At 41.8% G+C, this 20,136-nt stretch carries 15 protein-coding genes; 1 reads left to right on the top strand and 14 read right to left on the bottom strand.

Annotated features, from left to right (window positions below; translation table 11 throughout):
* Window positions 1-11: 11 nt before the first annotated feature.
* The 11 genes from ACHWSC_RS24055 to ACHWSC_RS24005 form a co-directional block, all read right to left on the bottom strand.
* Window positions 12-1,454: a RagB/SusD family nutrient uptake outer membrane protein gene (locus ACHWSC_RS24055; protein WP_394678463.1), complete on the bottom strand. Its 1,443-nt coding sequence runs from the start codon at window positions 1,452-1,454 to the stop codon at window positions 12-14.
* A 31-nt stretch (window positions 1,455-1,485) separates the two neighbouring features.
* On the bottom strand, window positions 1,486-4,827 hold the full coding sequence (locus ACHWSC_RS24050; protein WP_394678462.1) for a SusC/RagA family TonB-linked outer membrane protein: 3,342 nt from the start codon (window positions 4,825-4,827) through the stop codon (window positions 1,486-1,488).
* Between the two features lie 69 nt (window positions 4,828-4,896).
* Window positions 4,897-5,616, bottom strand: coding sequence for a hypothetical protein (locus ACHWSC_RS24045; protein ID WP_394678461.1), 720 nt, complete (start codon window positions 5,614-5,616; stop codon window positions 4,897-4,899).
* 72 nt (window positions 5,617-5,688) lie between these two features.
* Window positions 5,689-5,946, bottom strand: coding sequence for a transcriptional repressor (locus ACHWSC_RS24040; RefSeq protein WP_394678460.1), 258 nt, complete (start codon window positions 5,944-5,946; stop codon window positions 5,689-5,691).
* Window positions 5,947-6,014: 68 nt separating this feature from the next.
* Window positions 6,015-6,659: an Ig domain-containing protein gene (locus tag ACHWSC_RS24035; protein ID WP_394678459.1), complete on the bottom strand. Its 645-nt coding sequence runs from the start codon at window positions 6,657-6,659 to the stop codon at window positions 6,015-6,017.
* A 146-nt stretch (window positions 6,660-6,805) separates the two neighbouring features.
* Window positions 6,806-8,020 (bottom strand): DUF4876 domain-containing protein, encoded by a 1,215-nt coding sequence (locus tag ACHWSC_RS24030; RefSeq protein ID WP_394678458.1) that lies wholly within the window; start codon window positions 8,018-8,020, stop codon window positions 6,806-6,808.
* Between the two features lie 79 nt (window positions 8,021-8,099).
* Window positions 8,100-9,677, bottom strand: coding sequence for a fimbrillin family protein (locus ACHWSC_RS24025; protein ID WP_394678457.1), 1,578 nt, complete (start codon window positions 9,675-9,677; stop codon window positions 8,100-8,102).
* A 63-nt stretch (window positions 9,678-9,740) separates the two neighbouring features.
* Window positions 9,741-11,363: a DUF6850 family outer membrane beta-barrel protein gene (locus ACHWSC_RS24020; RefSeq protein WP_394678456.1), complete on the bottom strand. Its 1,623-nt coding sequence runs from the start codon at window positions 11,361-11,363 to the stop codon at window positions 9,741-9,743.
* On the bottom strand, window positions 11,360-11,773 hold the full coding sequence (locus tag ACHWSC_RS24015) for a hypothetical protein (RefSeq protein ID WP_394678455.1): 414 nt from the start codon (window positions 11,771-11,773) through the stop codon (window positions 11,360-11,362). The genes ACHWSC_RS24020 and ACHWSC_RS24015 overlap by 4 nt, the downstream gene beginning before the upstream one ends.
* Window positions 11,774-11,787: 14 nt before the next feature.
* The gene (locus tag ACHWSC_RS24010) at window positions 11,788-14,814 is read right to left on the bottom strand and encodes a TonB-dependent receptor plug domain-containing protein (RefSeq protein ID WP_394678454.1); all 3,027 of its coding nucleotides are present in this window, start codon (window positions 14,812-14,814) and stop codon (window positions 11,788-11,790) included.
* A 120-nt stretch (window positions 14,815-14,934) separates the two neighbouring features.
* Window positions 14,935-15,912: a FecR family protein gene (locus ACHWSC_RS24005; protein ID WP_394678453.1), complete on the bottom strand. Its 978-nt coding sequence runs from the start codon at window positions 15,910-15,912 to the stop codon at window positions 14,935-14,937.
* A gap of 409 nt (window positions 15,913-16,321) precedes the next feature.
* Here ACHWSC_RS24005 and ACHWSC_RS24000 point away from each other — a divergent pair, with 409 nt between their 5' ends.
* Window positions 16,322-17,014 carry a VOC family protein gene (locus ACHWSC_RS24000; RefSeq protein WP_394678452.1) on the top strand — a complete coding sequence of 231 codons (693 nt, stop codon included), beginning with the start codon at window positions 16,322-16,324 and terminating at the stop codon, window positions 17,012-17,014.
* A gap of 225 nt (window positions 17,015-17,239) precedes the next feature.
* Here ACHWSC_RS24000 and ACHWSC_RS23995 read toward each other — a convergent pair whose 3' ends face one another.
* The 3 genes from ACHWSC_RS23995 to ACHWSC_RS23985 all read right to left on the bottom strand — a co-directional run bounded on the left by ACHWSC_RS23995 (window position 17,240) and on the right by ACHWSC_RS23985 (window position 20,086).
* Window positions 17,240-17,500, bottom strand: coding sequence for a hypothetical protein (locus tag ACHWSC_RS23995; RefSeq protein ID WP_394678451.1), 261 nt, complete (start codon window positions 17,498-17,500; stop codon window positions 17,240-17,242).
* A 79-nt stretch (window positions 17,501-17,579) separates the two neighbouring features.
* Complete coding sequence (locus ACHWSC_RS23990) at window positions 17,580-19,121, bottom strand: carbohydrate-binding domain-containing protein (RefSeq protein ID WP_394678450.1); 1,542 nt, start codon at window positions 19,119-19,121, stop codon at window positions 17,580-17,582.
* Between the two features lie 362 nt (window positions 19,122-19,483).
* Window positions 19,484-20,086 (bottom strand): DUF4375 domain-containing protein, encoded by a 603-nt coding sequence (locus ACHWSC_RS23985; protein ID WP_394678449.1) that lies wholly within the window; start codon window positions 20,084-20,086, stop codon window positions 19,484-19,486.
* Window positions 20,087-20,136: the final 50 nt, after the last annotated feature.

The following is a 20,136-nucleotide window of genomic DNA, read 5'->3' as shown; positions in this document are numbered from 1 at the left end:
TTCCTGTTTTTTTAGCGCGGATTTAATTCATTTACCAATACCGGGTTCCCAATTCTTGCAATCAACGGAATTTGTATTGCTTTACGGGGATCATCTGCTGTGAGTACCGCATCAGGTGTTGGACTTGTACGTACCAAACGATGGCTTACAGAAAGCCTCAATCGCTTAATATCATACCAGCGCATGCCCTGACCTAAAAATTCTTTTCGACGTTGGTCAAGTACAAGATCTTCCAGTTCTTCGAGGCTAAGGGTACTGGCATCCAAAATACTGTATGGTGTGATCCGCTTTTTGCGCAGCTGTTCTACTGTTTCCAGCGCAGCCATCCGGTCAGGTACGGTTTGCTTTAGTAATGCTTCAGCCCGGTTGAGCAGTACTTCTTCATTTGTAAAGCATTCGTAACGTGCTACGCCAACATTAGGCTGATTAGGCTGTTGCGCATATTTCACATAGTTGGTAATGCTATCTATTACGGTACCTACCGCACTAAAAAGACCAAAACGGAGATCATTTTTTGGAAATCCATAATACAATTGATGACTTGGATAAAATCCACAGAGTCTAAATCCTGTTGGTCTCGTTAAAAAGGATTCGCTTTGACTAGCCAAAAGAATATTTTTGTGTGTGGCGGGATTCATAAATTCCTGTGCAAAATAAGCGATATCATAACTTTTCCAGACTTGTATGTCTGCTGTTAGATCCCGGATCTGCCCTCCTGAAATTTGTAGTGAACGATCGGCATAAGAAATACATTGCTCCCATTTCTCCTGGTAGAGATATAAACGACAAAAGAAGGCATACACAGAAGCTAAGGAAAAATGGTACGGATTGGCGGATAGAAATGTAGCGTTTTTCTCCATTAATTGCTGCCCCTTTTTCATATCAGACTCAATCTGCTCATATACCTGAGCTACAGTAGCCCGATGAAAGCTTGGTTTACTTTCCGTCGGAATCTCGATGATCAGTGGCACGCCCAGATCGGTACTTGAAGTCTGTACATTGTAATGTTTAGCAAACAAATTGACCAAAGAGAAATAAGCATAGGCCCGTACAAATAGAGCTTCGCCTAGAAGAGCCTCTTTTGCGGCCATTTCACCTTGCGTTTGCATAACTTCGGCTATGACAGTATTGACCAGATAAATTTTTTCATAGTAATGCGCATAGGCAGCAGCTGGAGTCGCCCTGACACCTTCCTCATAATTATCCTCCCAAAGATACAGGGGTACGTATGTAGGTATCAGATTGGCCTGAATCGAACCTGCATAATGGTGATAGTCGTCGGTTAAGATATCAGTAAATAAATCCTGACGCTCTGGATAGGCTTGCGAAAGCAGAGCTCGATAATCGGAAAGGGTACTAAGCGCTATCCGACTGTCGTAGGGCTCGTCTAACACATGCGAACAGGAAATTTGGAGTAGTACGCATAGCAGCAGTAAATAATATAGTTTTCTCATTGCGAATGACAATCTTTCTTGTTTCTAAATATTAAAATCCAGCTGTAATTCGTAAAGAATAGCTTACGGGATTCGGTAGAGCCACACCAGTAAGCAACAATTCAGGATCCATTCCATTGAGCTTTTTACTGGCCCAGTATTTTAAATTATTACCCGATAAACTCAATCGCGCTCTTTTTATTCCACCAACGCTCTTCAGTAGTTCTGGTTGCAGCTCATACGATAGCATCAATTCAGAAAGCCGCAGTACACTGGCATCAGCTACACGCAGGTCACTTCTATTGTAAGCGAGTTCGTCAATCTGCGACACGGTGGCTAAGTGAAGACGTTCGATACTGCTCAGGATACCCGGGATATCGGTATAAGATTCATCCCCAGGTCCACGCCAACGATAAGCCAGATCTGCAGGACTAGATACATTATCACGATAACTGCGTGCCGCAATAGGCTGCATAAACACATGATTTCCATGGGAAAACGTAAAGAATATGCGCATTTCGAATCCTTTATACCCAATTGTATTTGAAAATGAACCTGTACCCAAGGGTTGCCGCGAACCAATATAGCGGATAAGTCCTCGGTCTTGCGTGCTGGGGCTTATGCCCTGAACGCTACGACCATTATTTGAAAAAACAGGCCGCCCATTGAGATCCAACTGGCTGTATTGATAGGCATAGAGGCCTTCAAGAGGGTACCCTTTTAGCGGATAACCATTGGCACGCGTTATCTGTGTCAGTAAGGATGATTGAAGCTCACCATCAGTGACCCTATTGCGCACAAAACCATATACCCCTTGCATATTCCAATGCCAATCTGGCGATGAAAGTAAATTTTTTAAACCGATCGTAATATCAATGCCTGTATTTTTCATGGACGCGAAATTGATTACTTTGGTGCCAAATCCTTCTTCGAGCGCGACCGCGGCTTCGCTGATGAGGTCTTTATTTTTTCGATGGTATGCTTCGGCAACAACATCAATTTTATTCCATAGCCCCACTTCTAAGGCTAAATTGCCTATATAATCTTTTTCCCAGCTCAGATTGTACAATTCTGGCGACAGGATGTCTATGATCTGTTCACTATTGGCATTGTCCAAACGAACTTTTTGAAAATACTTGGCATAGCGCTGTGGCGAAGTTTGATAGGCATTACCACGCAAGGCGTAGCTTCCCCTTAGTTTTAGGTATTGCAACGCACCCGAAGCGAGCAGCGGCTGCATAAATGATTCGCGTTCGACATTCCACGACAGTCCAAGGCTATAATTGGGCAGAAATTTTGAGCGAGCCCTTTTTCCAAACATATTGCTGGCATCTAAACGTCCGCCAACTTCAAGATTATAACGGTTTTTGAAAGCATACTGCGCGGATACATAATAGCCAATCAAATATTGATTTTTGAAGGTTTCCTCATAAAGACGCTCTCCAGTCTGTGCTACTTGCATTAGTGCTAATTCGCTTGGGGTGATGGTGCCACCATCATAGTGTCGGTAGCCAATACCCTTCCTGTAGGTACGATCAGTGCGATCGTGGTTCCATTCGAAGCCCGCTGTAGCATCCAGGGCATGTAAGGCCCAATTCTTCTTGAAGTTCAATGAATGCCTCATATGATACATCTTACCTCGGTACCGATTGGCATATAAAAAGCCGCCCTCAGGTAGTATGGTCTGATAATATGAATAGGGATCTGTTGGATCGCGATAGAGCAACTCGTTTTCTTCACGCAGCACATCATTGTAGTCCACCCGATAAGCGTTGGCTACATTGGATTTTTCAGTGACGATATGATCTGTATCTGAATGACTCGCCTGATAAGCCAGCGTTAATTCGTATCGAAGCGTCGGAAGCAGCTGGTAGCTTGGCCGCAATTGAAAACGTATTTCATTACTTTTTAGCTCAGTAAAGTTTTCTTTCAGCTCTTCAATAATATTAAACGGTGCATAATTATTGAGGTAGTATTTATAATTCCCGTCTGCCTGATAAGGGTACATCGCACGGCTGGCACTCATCGCATAAATGGCCGGATTGATTTCAAAGTTACGTGTTACGTCAGAATAAAGCGTGCCGCTATTATAAGTACCCGGTGCCAATTGATCACGTGTACTCAAATTGGCATTGACATCTATATGAAAAGCATTGGTCACTTGAATACCTGTCTGCAGATTTGCTGTGTTCCGATCCATATCATAGCCTATTGCCTGACCGTCGTCTTTGGCATAGCTTCCCGACAGGTAATAGCTAACGCGTTTTTTTCCACCCGAGAAGGAAAGGCTATGCTCCTGCAGGATATTATTTCGGAATAATGTACCAAACCAATCTGTATTCACCTGAGCCGAACGGTTGAGTTCTTCATAAGCCTGCTCCTGATTAATTTCCCGTAGGGCATAGCGTCTGTAAGCATCCGTAAAAGCTCCGGTCGTACTTGGCCAATTGTTATTGGAGAAATAACCCCGGTCAAAAAGTTCTTTATAGAGATCCATTTCCTGTGCAGCGTTCATCCGGTTGTATTTACTTATTGTCGGCTTTTGACCTATTGAGATGGCTGTATTAAAATTTACGGTAGGCTTGCTTGCCAGTTTACCCCCCTTTGTACGGATCGAAATAACACCATTAGCGGCTCTGGTACCATAGAGCGACGTTGCTGCACCATCTTTGAGGATAACGATATCTTCAATATCTTGCGCGTTGAGGCCCGCAATCGCAGACCCGAGCATCGACGCCGGATCACCCGAATACAACTGGCTAACACTGACGTTTGCTGGCGATGTGATAGGCACGCCATTGAGGACATATAGGGGTTCCTGATTGGCACTTATGGAGGCATTTCCCCTGATCCGGATTTTTGGAGTTGACCCAAACGTTCCCGACACATTTTGTACGCTGACACCTGCAGCCGCGCCCTGCAACATGCGCGAAACATCAACGTAGCCCGATCGATCTATCGTTGCTTTCTCAACTTGGCTTACGGATCCAGTAAATCGGCTTTTGTCCAATTTTTGATATCCCGTGACAACAACCTGCTCAAGTGACTGCGCATCGGCAGTTAAAATAATTTGTTGTGGTACCCTGTCTGCGGTATATTCTTGTGGGCTATAACCGACGTAAGATAATACAACAATTGATTCAGAGGAGCTGACCAACAATCGGAATGTTCCATCCTGAGCAGACACAACACGATTCTTTGTACCCTTTTCTGTAATGGATACACCTGATAGCGAAACTCCATTGCCTGTTGTTATACGGGCGGATACACGATATTGTTGGTTATCTCCAATCAATGCTTTTGCACCCAAAGTAGGTGTCCCCGCCTGAACGAGGCTTATACAACAAGGTGCAATATGCAAAGCCCAAAGTATAAATATGCTATTTCTATTCACGTTATTTTTTATTCTATAGAGATTTTGAGTTTTTCACATTTTTGGATAAGCAGGGATTATTATCTCGGCCTATTCTTGATGGAGATGCTGCAAAATCTTAGACGCTCCGATGGGATTGTATCCCATGGCGATGCTTATCCTGTTGAGCAACTCAGTCGTCAGACCCGTCCCATAAATTTCTTTCACCGGATTGCTTTCATAAAGCCGCAGCCAATCTTTCACTTCATCCGACTGTAGCTTTTCGCGGACCCGAAGTACATCATCTTTTGTTTCAATTGTGCGAAGCGAACCAAATACTTTCCATTGCGCATCGCAGAAATAAGTGGTAAAGAACAATTCTTTGCGATCGATGAAGCTACTCACCGTACTGTCTAAAGCCTGTTCATTTAGCCCAATCGCAAGCTGTACTATCCCTACCTGCTGCCCATTCCCCTGATGTAAGGCAATGACCGAGAAACGGTCTTCCGGCAACGGATCTGTGGATAAGGGGATACTATCCAATCTTTCCAACGCGAGATACCATAAACTGTCTTTATGCTGTGATGTGCGGATCTTGTACTGTTTACTGACCTCCCATTCTAATGCAATGAGATTTTTCGTTTGTGAAACATCATACAGCCGACCGTGCAGCCATTGCAAGGTGTCATTACGCTGTTGTAGTCTGCTGATTTCACCATCGGCAATAATGAAGGAATAAGGCTTCTCCAATATAGTGGCTTGTTGCTGCGCATTGGATTTACTGCAAATATGCATAAGAAGCAGTATTGGTATATATCGTAATGATCTCATTTCTTTCTATTTTTTTTGCCGCGCCTCCCGAACTAAACAGCTTCAATCTGGCTCGAAACAGCGAAAAACATGCTACTTCTTTATCCAGCTATAATATTTATCACCTGCTTCTGAACCATGTAATTGTAACCAACCGAGCTGACATAATAATTTAATCGTAGAATAAACCGTAGCCCAACTTACCAACTGTTTTGTACGAAGTTCTACATACAGGTCATCGATATTTGAAATGATATTTTTCTGCCAAAGATGTTTCATAATATGCACACGCTGAGTTGTCACACGATGCCCATGGCTTGTCAAAGATGCTATCAATATTTCCATATTCATTTTTCTATATTTTATTTCATCCGGGAAAGACAACTTTAATTTTCCCCGGATGAATGATTTTTAAACAATTACCAATTTCCACCATTCGGTATATCACCGACACCGGCTCCAGGATTTACCTCGCCCGCACCGACGGTAACTTTATACGTAACCAACACCGAGGGCTGCTCTTTTACCTTAGCTGTTATTGTCGCCTCGCCGACATTGCGTGCTGTTACTACGCCTTGCTCATTGACCGAGGCAATAGTTTCTGCCGAACTGGTCCATTGCAACGTATAGGTAGCTCCTTCAGGAGATACGGTCGGTTTAAGCGTCTCTTTCGCTCCTATCTCGAGGGTTCCGGTGGCTTTATCTAGCGTCATTGTAAAGCTTTTGACTGTAACAACCGTGGCTGCCGCAATTTTTTGCGCTTCCCCATTTTCATACACCTGTGCTCGTATATTTGCTGTGCCGGCTGCAACTGCGGTCACCTTGCCATTCTGATCTACCGTAGCAACGGCTTCGTTATCGCTACTCCATGTCAACTGATAAGGACGCGTCACATTAGCGGGAGAAGTTGTTGCTGTTAGCTGTGCTGTATTTGCTACTGCGAGGCTTAAGGTGCCTGGCAATGACAATTGCTGGATTCCTACCTGCGCAGTGTCTTCACTTTTGCTACAAGACATGCCCATCAATAACATCAGGCAAGCCACCGTATATATTACTTTTTTCATTGTATGAATCTTTTAAAAATATCTTTATTTTATTCTGTCCTGCCAATCTAAACGGCGGGATTGCAGGAAATCCCCGCCGTTGAAATATCGTTTGAAAACAACCTATTCGGATGCCTAGGGATAAGGTGTTTCAAAAAACGATTAGGTTAAGGCGCAACTGCCGTGCTGCCACCATATGTAAAGTCGTTCGTCGAATTATTGGTATCTTGTAGAATATTTCCCACTTTTTTTCGTTTTACACTCTTGCCAAAACGGCCATTGTCTGCATCGATACCTGTATACCCCAAATCAATTGTATTGTAAAGGGTATTCCACTCCCAATTGCCAGTTGGACTTAAATTGACGCCATCTGCGATCCAGCTATTTGGGAAAGCATAGGTATTGACCACCACCATTGGGTTAGTACCTGCTGTGTCGCCCGGTCTTGGGTAAGTAGGTCCATACTTATAGTTTTGCAAGAAATCAGCTTTTGTCGTACCTAAATAACCGATAGCATAGCTGCGGAAACCTCTATTATGCAACACCCATATTGCTGGTGTATAGCTGAATATAATTTCCAAATTAGCGACCTGCGGATTATCCAGATCATTACCCGCTCCTGGACTATACCATTCAAAATCAGCACCTGAGAGATCCAGACCGCCGGAATGGTCTTGCGCCTGATTAACGAGACTTATATATCCATTATTTCCCGTAATAACGGCAGAATTAGCCGGGACCTGCCAGATCGCATTGATCGCGAAAGCCGTGTCGATAATGGAAGGCGTATATACGCGCTGTGTTGTATTTAAAAAAGAGCCCTCCATAATGACCAGCCCGCTTGGATTGACATCTACAGCTGCCGTATTGGTGATTTTGAAGAATTGGTCACGAATACTGGTACCTGAGCCCGGGAAATAGATCTCCTCGATTTTTAAATCGGCAAATGGGTTGGCAGAAAGGGTGAGCAAAGCAGCCGAATTTGCTGCGCTACGGAACGAAGGACCGACTTTCTGAATCGCACTAACACGTGTATTCTGTTCTTTCCCGTTGACATTTTGTTTGATATAACCGGAGATCTCCGCCTCATAGGATCCTTCTGGGAGTTCGGCTGTCAACGAAGCAGTAGACTGTGCATTTATCGTAAAGGTCTCTCCCGTTGCTGTATTTTTGAAAATAGCTCGCGCCCCCAAGAGCTCTTTACCTGCCAATTCAGGAGAGAGGCTGAAATTTAAATTGTATGTTTTTAGATTGGCCTTTACCAATGCTTCGGTCTGATCCACCGCTTCGAGCGAAATAACATCTTTCTGACAGGATGTTACTGCCATTGTACTGACGAGCAGGCCTAATGCTGCTAAACGGAATAATTGATTTCTTTTCATTTTTTCTATATATATTACTGTTTCAGAAACAAGCTATCCTTGTGGCATCCGGAATAGTGTTTTTTTTATTTGTGTTCTATTAAAATGTTAGGAAAGGACGAACCGGAAAAACTTGGCGCGCATCTATACGAAAAGATCCAGCATTGGCTACTGCTCCAGTAGGTATAGCTCCATTTGAAGTCCCCAACACCTCTCTCTTGGCATTATTCAGCTGACTGTTTGTATAATAAGTTTCTGTACTACTGAGAATATTTTTAGCCTTCATAGTAGTACCACCAACATGTAGCAGGCTGGCCTCTATCGCGTCGCTGTTGTTCATAACTGCAACAGAGAGCTGATTAATAGCTGGTGTATACCAGTTCCCTTTAGCTGCTGGTCCACTCGTTATACCAGTCGGTGCGTAATCCAATGACAGAAGTATAAAATTCATATCTTTATAGCCCTCTTCCGTACGCTTGGCAGCCACTGCCTTGGCATGTGCCTGTCCATCCCAGTCTTCTTCTTCACCAGACTGAACACCTGTCCATGTAGCACCCGGTATTTCAGGAATATTGAACAAGGACAGTTTGCCAAACTGACCATTACTCACGTCTTCCAATGAAGCGACAAAGCCATTGGTCGCACCACCTTTTTGCCCCGTATAAACCACTACACCCACTACTTTCTTCTTGCTGTCCAAATCTGTCGACCAACTTCCATCTCCATAGTAGAAATCGCCAACTTTGGCAACCAGCTTATTCTCAAGCTTCAACTCGCTGGTATAGCGCTTTCCGGCCTCAGTCTTGATATTGGTTTTGTCAAATTGGTATGTACCCTTGTCTGTATCGACATAAATCGAGATGGTTTCACTGCTCCAGTCGGCAGGGAGCATCGCAATTTGTGCCTGGAATGACTCTCCGGCAGCAAGGCTAACATTTTCTACTTTTGTTTTCTGTGTCCAGAGCTGCTCGGCTTCAGTCGACGTAATTTTTAAACGGTCTGCTTCGGTGGCTGCACTAATATCAAGGGTACCATTTACCGCTATCAGCTTGCCATCGGCACGTTGAAATCTGATTTGCTTGATCTGTTGTGCTTCAGCACCCGTCGGCAGACTTATTTTTAAATCCGCGATGGCCATGACATGTTTAAAATTGAGTTGCGTATTTTCAGCTCCAGCTTTGACACCTTTTAATGGATCTGCTACCAAAATATCATACTTAGCCAAATGCTTGGAATCCTTCCCGTCAATCGCTTGGTCAGCTAGGGACACAGGGATTTTTTTGACGTCCGCTGTTTCTAGCGCCGCATGCGGATAGTAAGCGTAGAAATCCATATCCCAATCGGCGCTTTGAGCAAGCTCGCCCGAGAAAACGGCATTTTTACCACTATTGGTAATATCCGATGCCGCTTTGATGGAGAAAGCTGTATTGGCATTCTTGATGTCGTTGTTGACCACGCTAAACAAACCGATCTTATCTCCGGTCAACCAGCTCACGCTCAATTTATCATCTTCGGCAGTATGTCCTGTACGGAAGCTTGGACCTCCGTTGGTCGCTGTAAATCTGAAATTAACCTGATCTGTCTTTTGCTCTTCGGGAGCTTTGCCTATATTGTCTTTTTTACAGGCTGCAAATAGTCCTGTGACCAACAAGGCATAAATCATCGTTGACTTTTTCATTTTTTAATTAATGTTTGATTATGTATTTTTTTATTTTTCTGAATTGTTGATTAGTACGCTACTTTACAGGATCAAACCGATACGCACCTGATAAAAATTTGTCCTGACCTGATCTACATACCAACCCTGTTGTAGACTTGGCTGTAAAAACAAGGCTTTGTTATTGAGCAGTTGCCACTCCCAGCGCATTGATACTGAAAGCTGTGTATTATTAGTCGACAGGAAACGATAATTGGATAGCTCTGCCTGCGGGGCATGCCTATTAAACAGTCCGTATTGAATGGTATTATTTGCGCTGAGCTGACCAAAGGTATTCTCGATATCGATCTCCGAAGAAAGAGACTGATCGAAAGTTCCCTCCAATAATATTTGTACCATGTGTTTTCGGCCCAACCAGGACATACCCAGCTGCGTACCATAGCGCAAACGCTCGTAGTTCATATGGCGCGCCGGATCAAAATAGTCTGCCTCATTTTTTATATACACAAGAGCAGGTTTAATATGCCAACGCTTTTGTTCCCCCTTTTCATAAGTCCCTTCAACCGCTATCTGCGTATTATTTTCCCGGTAATAAGGTGCCATACCCATCGTTGTTCGATTGGTCGTTACACCAACAATCTCCTGTAATGAACTTGCAATCAATGCCTCTGATCCAATGCGATGCCGATAGGTGTATTTCACCTGCGCTAACCAACTTTGATCGTACTTTTTATCAATCCAACCTGCCCGTGCCTCTATAAGATCCTCTTTCCGATTGAGGATATCATTAAGTGCAGAGGCCGATCTTACTCCGTTTAGATCACCGCTATCTCCGCCACTGGCACCAATACTTTTGTTCAGGTTATCAAATCGGTAACCCAGATGACCTATCCACCCCCTATGCCCGCTGGGATAGATATCCAGCCCCAAAGTCCAAGTTTTGGCTGTATATGAATAGGAAGATGAGTTGACGGGTGAAAACGCTGTGGCCAAGCCTGTCATATTATAAAGTGGGGTTGTAATTCTCAACCGTTCATCAGACAGCATGGAAATTGTATGCGCCTGCTTATAAGCGGCAAACCCTGTTGATAATCCGATGGTATATTGCTCGTTGAAACGGTATCCCACTCCCAATTCCACTTGCATATCGCTAATCCGATTGCGGGGACGAGGGTCTTTTTGCCGATACTCTTGCTGATTGCGAATCGAAGCTTCGATTCCCCATAGATAATTGCCTTTATTTTGGGTATAGCCGCCTGAAAAAATATACGTCTCTCCTTTTTGATCTGCCGGTCCTAAGGTATCTGCGATGATATAGGGATAAACGCGCTCATAATCAGAAGTTAGATTCATATTGATCCCCTTATGTTGGGTATTTTCGTAGGATGCTTTCCCCCAGGCTCTAGTATTTTCCTTTGGTGCAAGCAAAGAAGAAATGTCCAATCCATAGCGCGTATGCTCTTTGCCCAGCTGTTGCACAAGGGCTTTATCTTGTTTCTCCTGACTTATGCTGGCAGCCATCTCAGTACGGGAAAAATCCCATAAATAAAATTTCAAAGCTGGATTTTGCTTTTGGTTTAATTGCAGATCTAATACTGGTGAATAACGTTTAAAGCTCCGTTGCTGCAAATCATTACTAGTACTATCTTGCGATAAGGCATATTGTACACTGCTTAAAGCGATAGCTAATACCAAAATACGTTTCATAGCTTGGTCCTTTCTAGAGGCAGTTTACCTTCAACCTCTGGATTAATCATATTCTGAGCTGTAGAAATATTGTTCAGGTAGCATGAAACCGGAAAACTGACTGTTTCTCCATTTTCGGTATAATGCAATTGAGCCGTAAACCGTATCTTATTATAGTAACCAATTTTAAAGCTGATGCCTGCTTCTACGTCTTGGATGCTATACGTTAGCATTTCATTCCAACGATTTTGATCTTCCATGCTCAGCTCGGCATCTGTAAAACTGATAGCTGCATTGCCTGGCAATTGCAATTTGCTTGTATCCACGACGAAGGAAAGATGCGTGTACTGGAGCTCTCCGAATTTGTCTGTACAAGCCACTAAAGTGAGCAACATATACAAGCAAAAGGATAAGATATAGTGGTATTTCATAGTATTGATAGCGATTAAAGTTTAAGTTTGAGTTCCATGCCGAAATAAGGCGCCGTACTTGCATCTTTGACCCGCACCCCTTGATAATTGTTGTAATGCGGGGTGATATCGGCAAAATTGAGGACAAAGAGCGAGAGCCTTAGCCATTTGCCAAAATCTTTACTTCCTCTGAAATGTAAGGTGGTCAAAGATTTATTGTCCAAGTAAATTCCAGAATACTCGTCAGGATAGAACAAATATTGTAGGTATCGATGTGATTTATCTGCCTCTGTATAAGGGTGCAATACATTATCCGTCGTCAGATAATAGGATGGATACTCAGGATTGTTTGCGTACTGGTCATTCTTTCCCTTCCAGTAGGTTTCGGCTGTCAACGAAAGGGTCAAACCATGCTGTTTGATATAAGTATCTGCTGTAAAACTAGTGCTCGTCCGACTACGGTCGAAACCATCCTGCCAATTGGGATAATAAGCGGCATAATTGTCAAAAACAATAACACCATCAACAACAGGATTATTTCGGCTACTGCCTAAAAACCACATGGGCAGGCTATTTTGGTAGCCATTTTTAAAATATGCACCATTCAGTGTAAACCTCGTCGCAATCCCCGGATAACGGGGTGTAGTGAACGTAAATTCCATTCCTTGTTTTGAAAGCTGACTACCATTGGTACGTCTGGTTACACCACGAAATACGGTTCGTTCTTCGTAAGGCATATTGGTCAGATCTGGTCTTTGTCCATAAGTAGGTACATTGAGCATGCCGTAATATTGGTAATAGTACGCTTTGGGTTCATCCATGCTACGAAAACCATTTGTGAGCAACTCGTCGAAAAGGGTGACAGAGAACAAGTGCCCTTTCCACTCCGCATCTACCCGTAACTCTTTCTTCTTGTTTCGCGTATAGGATAGATTATAATTGACGCGATCTTCGATGTAGGTGCGCAATTGGCTGTAACTATATTCGGGTTTGACATTATTATGCTTGAACTCGACAAAATCCTGATAAACAATATCCGGGTAAAGCATAGACATGGTCGGCATCTTACTGAGCCATCCAATCCCCCCCGTGAGGGTAAAATTCAGCGGAGATCCCTGTACTCGGATAGCAGGAAGTGCCAACTGGATATTGACACGCGGATCATTATAAATCTTGCCATTTAGGCTATACGCTTTATCCAGGTTAAGCATCATCCCACCTCGCAATCCAGCCTGTATATGCAGTTGGCTGCCCGCGATTTTGGGAAGACTTATTCTATCTTCGACATAATAAGAAAAGTGCTGGTTAGCCGGAATACGATCGAATCGATAAGGACGTACGCCAAAGCTATTGTTGATCGGACGAGCGATATCAAATAGCTGACCGGCACCATAGTTTTTGTCCATGCGCCATTCTGTTCCAATTTGGCCATTGTGCGTTAGAAATCCGGTATGAAAGGCTAGGTCTCCGCGTAATGTAGCAAATGCATTGAAAGGCCGGCCGTCTACTTCATGTGTTGCCTTATATTTTCCCGGTAAGACAATAGCCTCGGAAACACCAGGTGTCAGCGAAAGAGGGATGATACCACGTTCTTGTGTATTATTGGGGTACATTTCCCGGTATATATAATCGATGGAATATTTTAGATTGGCATTGAATTCTATTTGTCTTAGTATTTTCTTTGGTTGCTTTAATGACAACCGCGAACTGAATCCCATTGATTTATAGGATAGTCTGTATTTTCCCTGCTCTAAAAACAGATCCCCCGCAAGCTGTTCGGCATCTTGTTTCCAATCATCAAACTGACCTGTATAATCTGCGGACAAACGCCAACGTAACTGTTTTTCGTCTTTTTTCCCCCAATACTTTTCAGCACGCAACGAAGCGGTGTAACGATCATAATTTTCTAAGGGATTGACAGGATTTCTTTTACCATCGAGGTAAGTGAAGTCCCCTACAACAAGCCAGTTCTTGGCCAATTTTATACCTTTGGAAAGTGCGAAGAGTTTAGAAAACTGATCGAGTTTAAAACGTGCTTCTAAAGGAAGAGGTTGTAATAATCGGTCAATTTTGACAACACCACTGGTGAGATCTCCATAACGCACAGAAGGAATACCTCTTATAATTTCAACCTTTTCAATATTGTCGGTAATAATACCACGCATATCCATACCCGCATTGACATATTGTTTGCCCCCCTGATCAGTCCCAGATATGGCCACATTCATCGCCTGTAAATTAGCATCCGTACTGATAGGCATATCATCAATCACAAATAGCGTTCCTAGCGATGAAATGGCATAATCAGCACCAACCGGCGCATTAGCCTCACGCAGACGAATCAGATTGGGCGCATTCAAAGATGGTGGGACAGACTGCCCACCCGGCAAGAGCGAAAGCAAATCTGTCAAACTTGTTGCCTGCATATGCTCAATGGCTTCCCGCTTGATGACGGAAGATGTCGCCATACCCTTCTGTTCCATCGCAGTCACATTAATTTCCTCGACAAGTCTGTTTTCAGATTTTAAAACCATCGTAATATCCTGATTGGACTGCAGGTTGAGCTCTTTACGATCGGACAAATATCCAATATAGGATGCTTGCAAGATGTACTGTCCTTTCGCTACGGCTACAAATACAAAGCGACCGTCACTCCCGGCTACTGTCCGGTAGACATGAGAGGTATCTCTTTTTGACCTTAACTGTAAAGTGGTATAACCCAAAGCCAGCGTACTCCCTGATTCAATAACTCTTCCCTCAATGCTTACCTGCTTAACACTGGGATCTGACTTTGTTAATCTTCTGATAATGATATCTTGTTTATTGATTGTAAACCGTAAATCGCTTTGACGCTCCACATCATTTAACAATTGACGAACGGTGCCAGACTGGTTCGTTAACTTTATCTTCTTCTCAAGGGAATTTCCAAGATCACTATAAATGAAATTAACTTTAGATTTGCTTTCAAGCTCTGCGAGCAGCGATTTAACTGCTATTTCTTTGGCCGAAATCTGAATAGACTGACCTAATCCAACGAATGGAACTAGCAATAAAATCATCATAAGGTAGTTTGTTAAAAACCTTATGACCATGTGGTTGTACATATTAATTTTATTTAGATTAATTATAATTATAAGGTCAAAAAAAGGAGACTGCCAGATTAATGACAGACTCCTTACCTACTACCTATCTACCAAAATATTTTTTTCTTGTTGTTTAAAGGTTAGTCCAGTACTTTCTCCTAAAAGAAATAAAACGCGAGCAAGTGGCATATTTTCAAATTTTCCAGTCACTGGCAGATTCAACAATGAGCTGTCCTTGATTTTGAAAGAAATCTGATACCGGTCTTCAAGCTGAGCCAGCGCGTCAACCAACTGCGTTTGCGAGAAGTTTAATTTACCTGCTGTCCACTGCCCGATATTCGCTACATCATATTGTTCGAAAGCTTCTAACTTGTTATCGACTTTATTATACCGTAGCCTATCGCCGGGCTGCATTCTTTGCAAGAAACCTTTTTGATCCGAGAACTCCACAGCCCCTTCTTTAAGCGCAACAGTTACCGTATGCTGACCTAAACGGTTGCTAACATCGAATGCCGTTCCCAAGACTTTTATTTGCGCACCATCGCTCTGTAAATAGAAGGGTCTGCTCGGATCTTTAGCAACCTGTAAAAAAGCATGCCCATATTCAAGTGATATCCGTCGCTCGTCTAAAACAAACTGTTTTGGATAAATTAACTTACTTCCACCCTCAACCCATATTTCTGTATGATCACTGAGTTTGAGATTGACACTTTTTCCTTTCGGAACTTCCAAAGTCAACAATTGTTGTTCAAATACAACAGCACTTTGATCTTCCATCTGTAGTAGATAAATACTTCCTAGGGACGTTAATAACAATAGCGGCAATACAACACGTGTTCCCCACCACCACAATTTGATCTGGCGTATTCCTTCCTCAGTGTGCATCATAAAATTGCGCCATAACTCTGCTGAATTTGTAGCACTTGCTGTCTGTACTTGATCATATATCAAATCCGCATTTGTGTCTTCAAAAAGGTTATCCTCTTTTTCAAGCCACTGCTCGACCAAAAGGCATTCCTCTTCGGACGCACGTCCTTCGACATACTTCTTTAACAGTTTCGGACTTATTTTCTCCATACTTATATATAGCATAAACAGCCTCCAACCCCAGTCAAGAAATCACTTATTTTCGATAAAAACCGATAACACCCTTATTTACAGTGAAATAAATTTTAATAAAAAAACATTTATTGAAGTAAGTATGTGTTATTTTAGTCAATCAAAAAGGTGAACACTAAATTGACATATAACTCAAATATTGCAATCGTTATAGTACAAAGTTTCCTTTTTTAGATGTGTATTCAGTTAAATTCAAGCAACCAACACATCCAAAATCATTAACTCATATCTCCTTTAAGACAAAAAGAAAATCATCCGATAAGTCCATATTTAAATTATTCCTTTTGACGGACATATTGCTCCTTCTAGTGGTTGTTAGGATAAAAAGATCACTATTATATTTATAATGGATCAATAATAGTATAGAATGTATCAAAAAGAGAACCGCACATGGAATGGGAATATGCAAATCAGTCACGTGCTATATCGTGTCGATGACCTTCATAAAGCTGTAAAATCAATGGAAAATGCGGGATTTATCGTCGAATATGGTACCAAACCTGAAAAGGCTTATAATGCTATAATATGGTTTGAAGAAGGTATTTTTATAGAATTGTTCAAAAATTCGGAGTTAGCATCCTGGGTAAAATGTATTATGAAACTATTTGGTTATGAATCTATTTTGAAGCGAATTAAAAAATGGGAAGAAATTGAAACAGGATGGTGCGAATGGTCACTAGAAACAAAACTTATAAACCTAAATGATCAAAAACAGTTGCTACGTGCAAAAAAGATTCCTTTTAAATTTCATAAAGCTAAAAGAACGGATATAACAGAAAAAAAGCTTAAGTGGGAATTACTCATCCCACATTCAATCGATTTTCCCTTCTTGATGTCGACATATACACCCAATCCTCGTCCACCGAAAATTAATCATCCTAATGGTATTAAAGGAATTTCGAAATTGATAGTTGGTAAAAAGAATTTAGATGTGAATTTATTGCAACATTTATTGGAAGAACCAAAAGAGCTAGAATTGGTAGAAGGTAGTAAAGGCCTTCAGGGTATTGAATTCGTAGACAGCACATTAAATATGGAGTCAATACTATTTAACCAATAATCATCACATACCCTCACTGTGATACATTTTTGAATTTAAAATAAAAACACCCAGGTATTAGTTTGATTTCATTAATCCATCACTTTATTAAAACTAACTATAATGATAATTTATTACATCTAATTGAAAGGTCACTGAAGGGTCTCCGCTCATAGATGACTATTGCCTATGAACAAGCAAAAGAAAAGTGGTTTGCTATAGTTCACCAGCAGCAGGAGAAACATGTCATTGACAATCGCTTGTCCTCGCATCATCATGGCCTCCTAGTATGCGGATCATATTGGCGAGGTGATCGGCCTTATCCCTTATGCTGATGTTAACGACTATTTCTTCCCCAAAATCCCTGGTCACTACAACAGGCGAACTCGCATCAAATGGTTCACGGTTTTCTTTAACAAATTCCGCAGAATTTAAAAGGGGTGCTAAAATAACGTTTATATCGGAAAAAAGGCCGGAGTAATCCAGCCCTGATAAATATTTTACCATATTTTAAACACTAGAAAAAGCAATTCCTGACGTATCACGGATAAACTTTCCAATATCGACTAAAAGAATAATTGCTTTTCTATCTTCCACCACCGGGTCCTAGGTTTCCTCCTAAATTATTGACCATAGCTGATAATGTAAACGATGAAGTAACCGTTGGATTGCTAAATGTTCCACCCAAGTATAGTCCGTTAAACGCATTGGCATCGGCAACCGAAGATACACTTACTAGCTTGTAAGACGCTCCTACTGAAAAGCTTACATTGGAGACCAGTAATGTTGAAAAAGAAACAGGCGATTTAAATGTTAATACCTCATTATTATCCTTGTCAAGAACACTATAGATCTGGCTGGCGGCGCCGCCACTCAAAATAGCCGAAGGTTGTGTAGAAACACTTGCGGTTGGAGAACTTGTAGATCCGCCCACTCCAACCATAAGTCCGCCGGTAATCTTAAAGGTGTTGTTATCACAATCGAAGCCTTCTTCTGGACTCTTGGCACCGATCGCAAAAATATGTCCTCCAGTAATAGTCATCGTTCCATTGGAATCTATGCCATCGTTTGTGGTACTATAGGCTACTATTGTTCCTCCATTGATGTAAATTGCTTTTCCGGCATTGATCGCATCATCAACAGCTTTGATGTAAATTTCACCATTATTGATACTAAGGGTCGCCTTGCTTTCAATTCCCTCCCCTCCTGATCCAGTGGTTTCGATATTTATTTTTCCGCCATTAATAATTACATCCGGTATTATAGTCGCGTCACCATCCTCGTAGGAAGCAACAATCCCATCGTCAGCAACTTTTAAGGTGATATCGCCTCCATTTACGATAATCCTTCCTTTTTCAGCTTCGATACCATCGGAACTTGCCACGATATTTAATTTCCCGCCATCAATATAGATACCGTCGTTACTGTGTAAGCCATCCGAAATAGCATCGGAAACCTGAATATTACCTTCCACAATCCGTATATAATCGTCGCTGGCTATGGCATGCTTCGTTTTGCCAGAAATAGATAGTGTGCCGGTCCCAGAAAATATCAATTGACCCTCACTGAAAATTGTGCCTTTTTGATCTTCAATGGATGTTGCATACGTAGCCGCATCGGTAAGCTTATTTTCTGTCCCGTCGGCAAGTACAATAAATGCTCTTTTTCCGGACTGAATATTGATTGCAGGCCCGTCGTTATTTGTAATAGAGACCCCATTTAAGGTGACCTTGAATTTTTTATCTGAATAGATCTTGAATGACCCACTTGTTGTTGAGCCTGTAAGCTCATAGGCAACACCGCTTGCTGAAGAGTTTACAACAACATCAGCTCCAGATTGGGTAACAGTAACCCCGGAAACTGAATTTTCTACAGTAGCGGAATTACCATCGAAGTTTATCTTTACGGTACTGTTGAAAGTGGAGTTTGCAACAAGATCATCGTCGTCTGCTCCAGTCTCCTGGCTCCCTTCAACCGGGCCACTTTTTGATGTCGAACTAATGTTTATGGCTGTACCGGTTTCGATAACCTCTCCTGACTCCGATTCAGTATTTTCATCTTTTGAACATGAAGTGATGGAGGCTCCCACCATCAGGACCATTCCATAAAATATTACTTTCCTTAACATAAGTTTACTTTTTTTATCAGTTCAAAGCTAACAACAACTTGTGTTAATGAATATTAAGTAGTGTAAATTAGATTAAAATTATGTTAATTAAATATTAAATTAACCTACTAACAACCCAGCGGTTGGGAATATCCATTGTGCTTCGAAAACCTCTATTATACTTATTTTGGAAGGTAAATTTGAATTACTAACCAGCCTCTTCAAAAAGATTTATATGGGATAACTCACAGTTAAGATCTGACCACCCATGAACACGAAAAGCAAAAAGCACAAAGTGGGCATAGCCCGACTCGACAAGCTCGCGAAATGAACTTTTGGTGACTTGTTCAAAGGGATTGTACAGCCTAGGACTAAGTTAGGATTTAATCAGTAAACTCTTTCTTGTTCTTTCGGATATAGTCAACCTGAATTTTTTGCAAGTTTTCAACGTCATTAAGTTTGTAAAATTCCTCGTCGAATTTGTTTAACGGATTGTTCTCATACGATTTACTAAAACCTTCTACCGTACCATCCTGATTTTCGGTTATTTTCGATTTCTCCTTTTCAAATGTGCTGTTTGCCCGCTCGGTCAGATCAGCAAATTTAGTAGCGCCAACTAATTTCAACGCTTCTGGTAACGCAGCAGCAAATTGACCACTTGAATTAAAATAAAACTGGTTATAACCACCATTATTTACTTCTGCTTCTAATCGGCTGATCATATAAATTGCTTGTCTAGATTTGTTCCAAGACAAGACGATTTCATATTCTTTATCATATGCCGCCGATAACTTACGAAAGAGGTTATCATAGACGACCTCCAATAACATGTCATCCGATGTCGTATCAATAATTTGCTCGGTTAATGGAGTCTGAATTGATGGCTTATTATTATTTTGCTTCGTACGTTCAGAACAGCCCAACAAATTTAAAATCATTATTATAATTCCAATAGTAATAATCGGTGTTCGCATTGATTTTATCATCTTTAGATCTTTTTATTACTCAAATATATACATTGATTTGCCATACTTTT

It is taken from the genome of uncultured Sphingobacterium sp. (assembly GCF_964277905.1).
Classification (GTDB): Bacteria; Bacteroidota; Bacteroidia; order Sphingobacteriales; family Sphingobacteriaceae; genus Sphingobacterium; species Sphingobacterium siyangense.
Note: the sequence above shows the minus strand (reverse complement) of the source record. Positions and strands in the feature narration are given on the sequence as shown.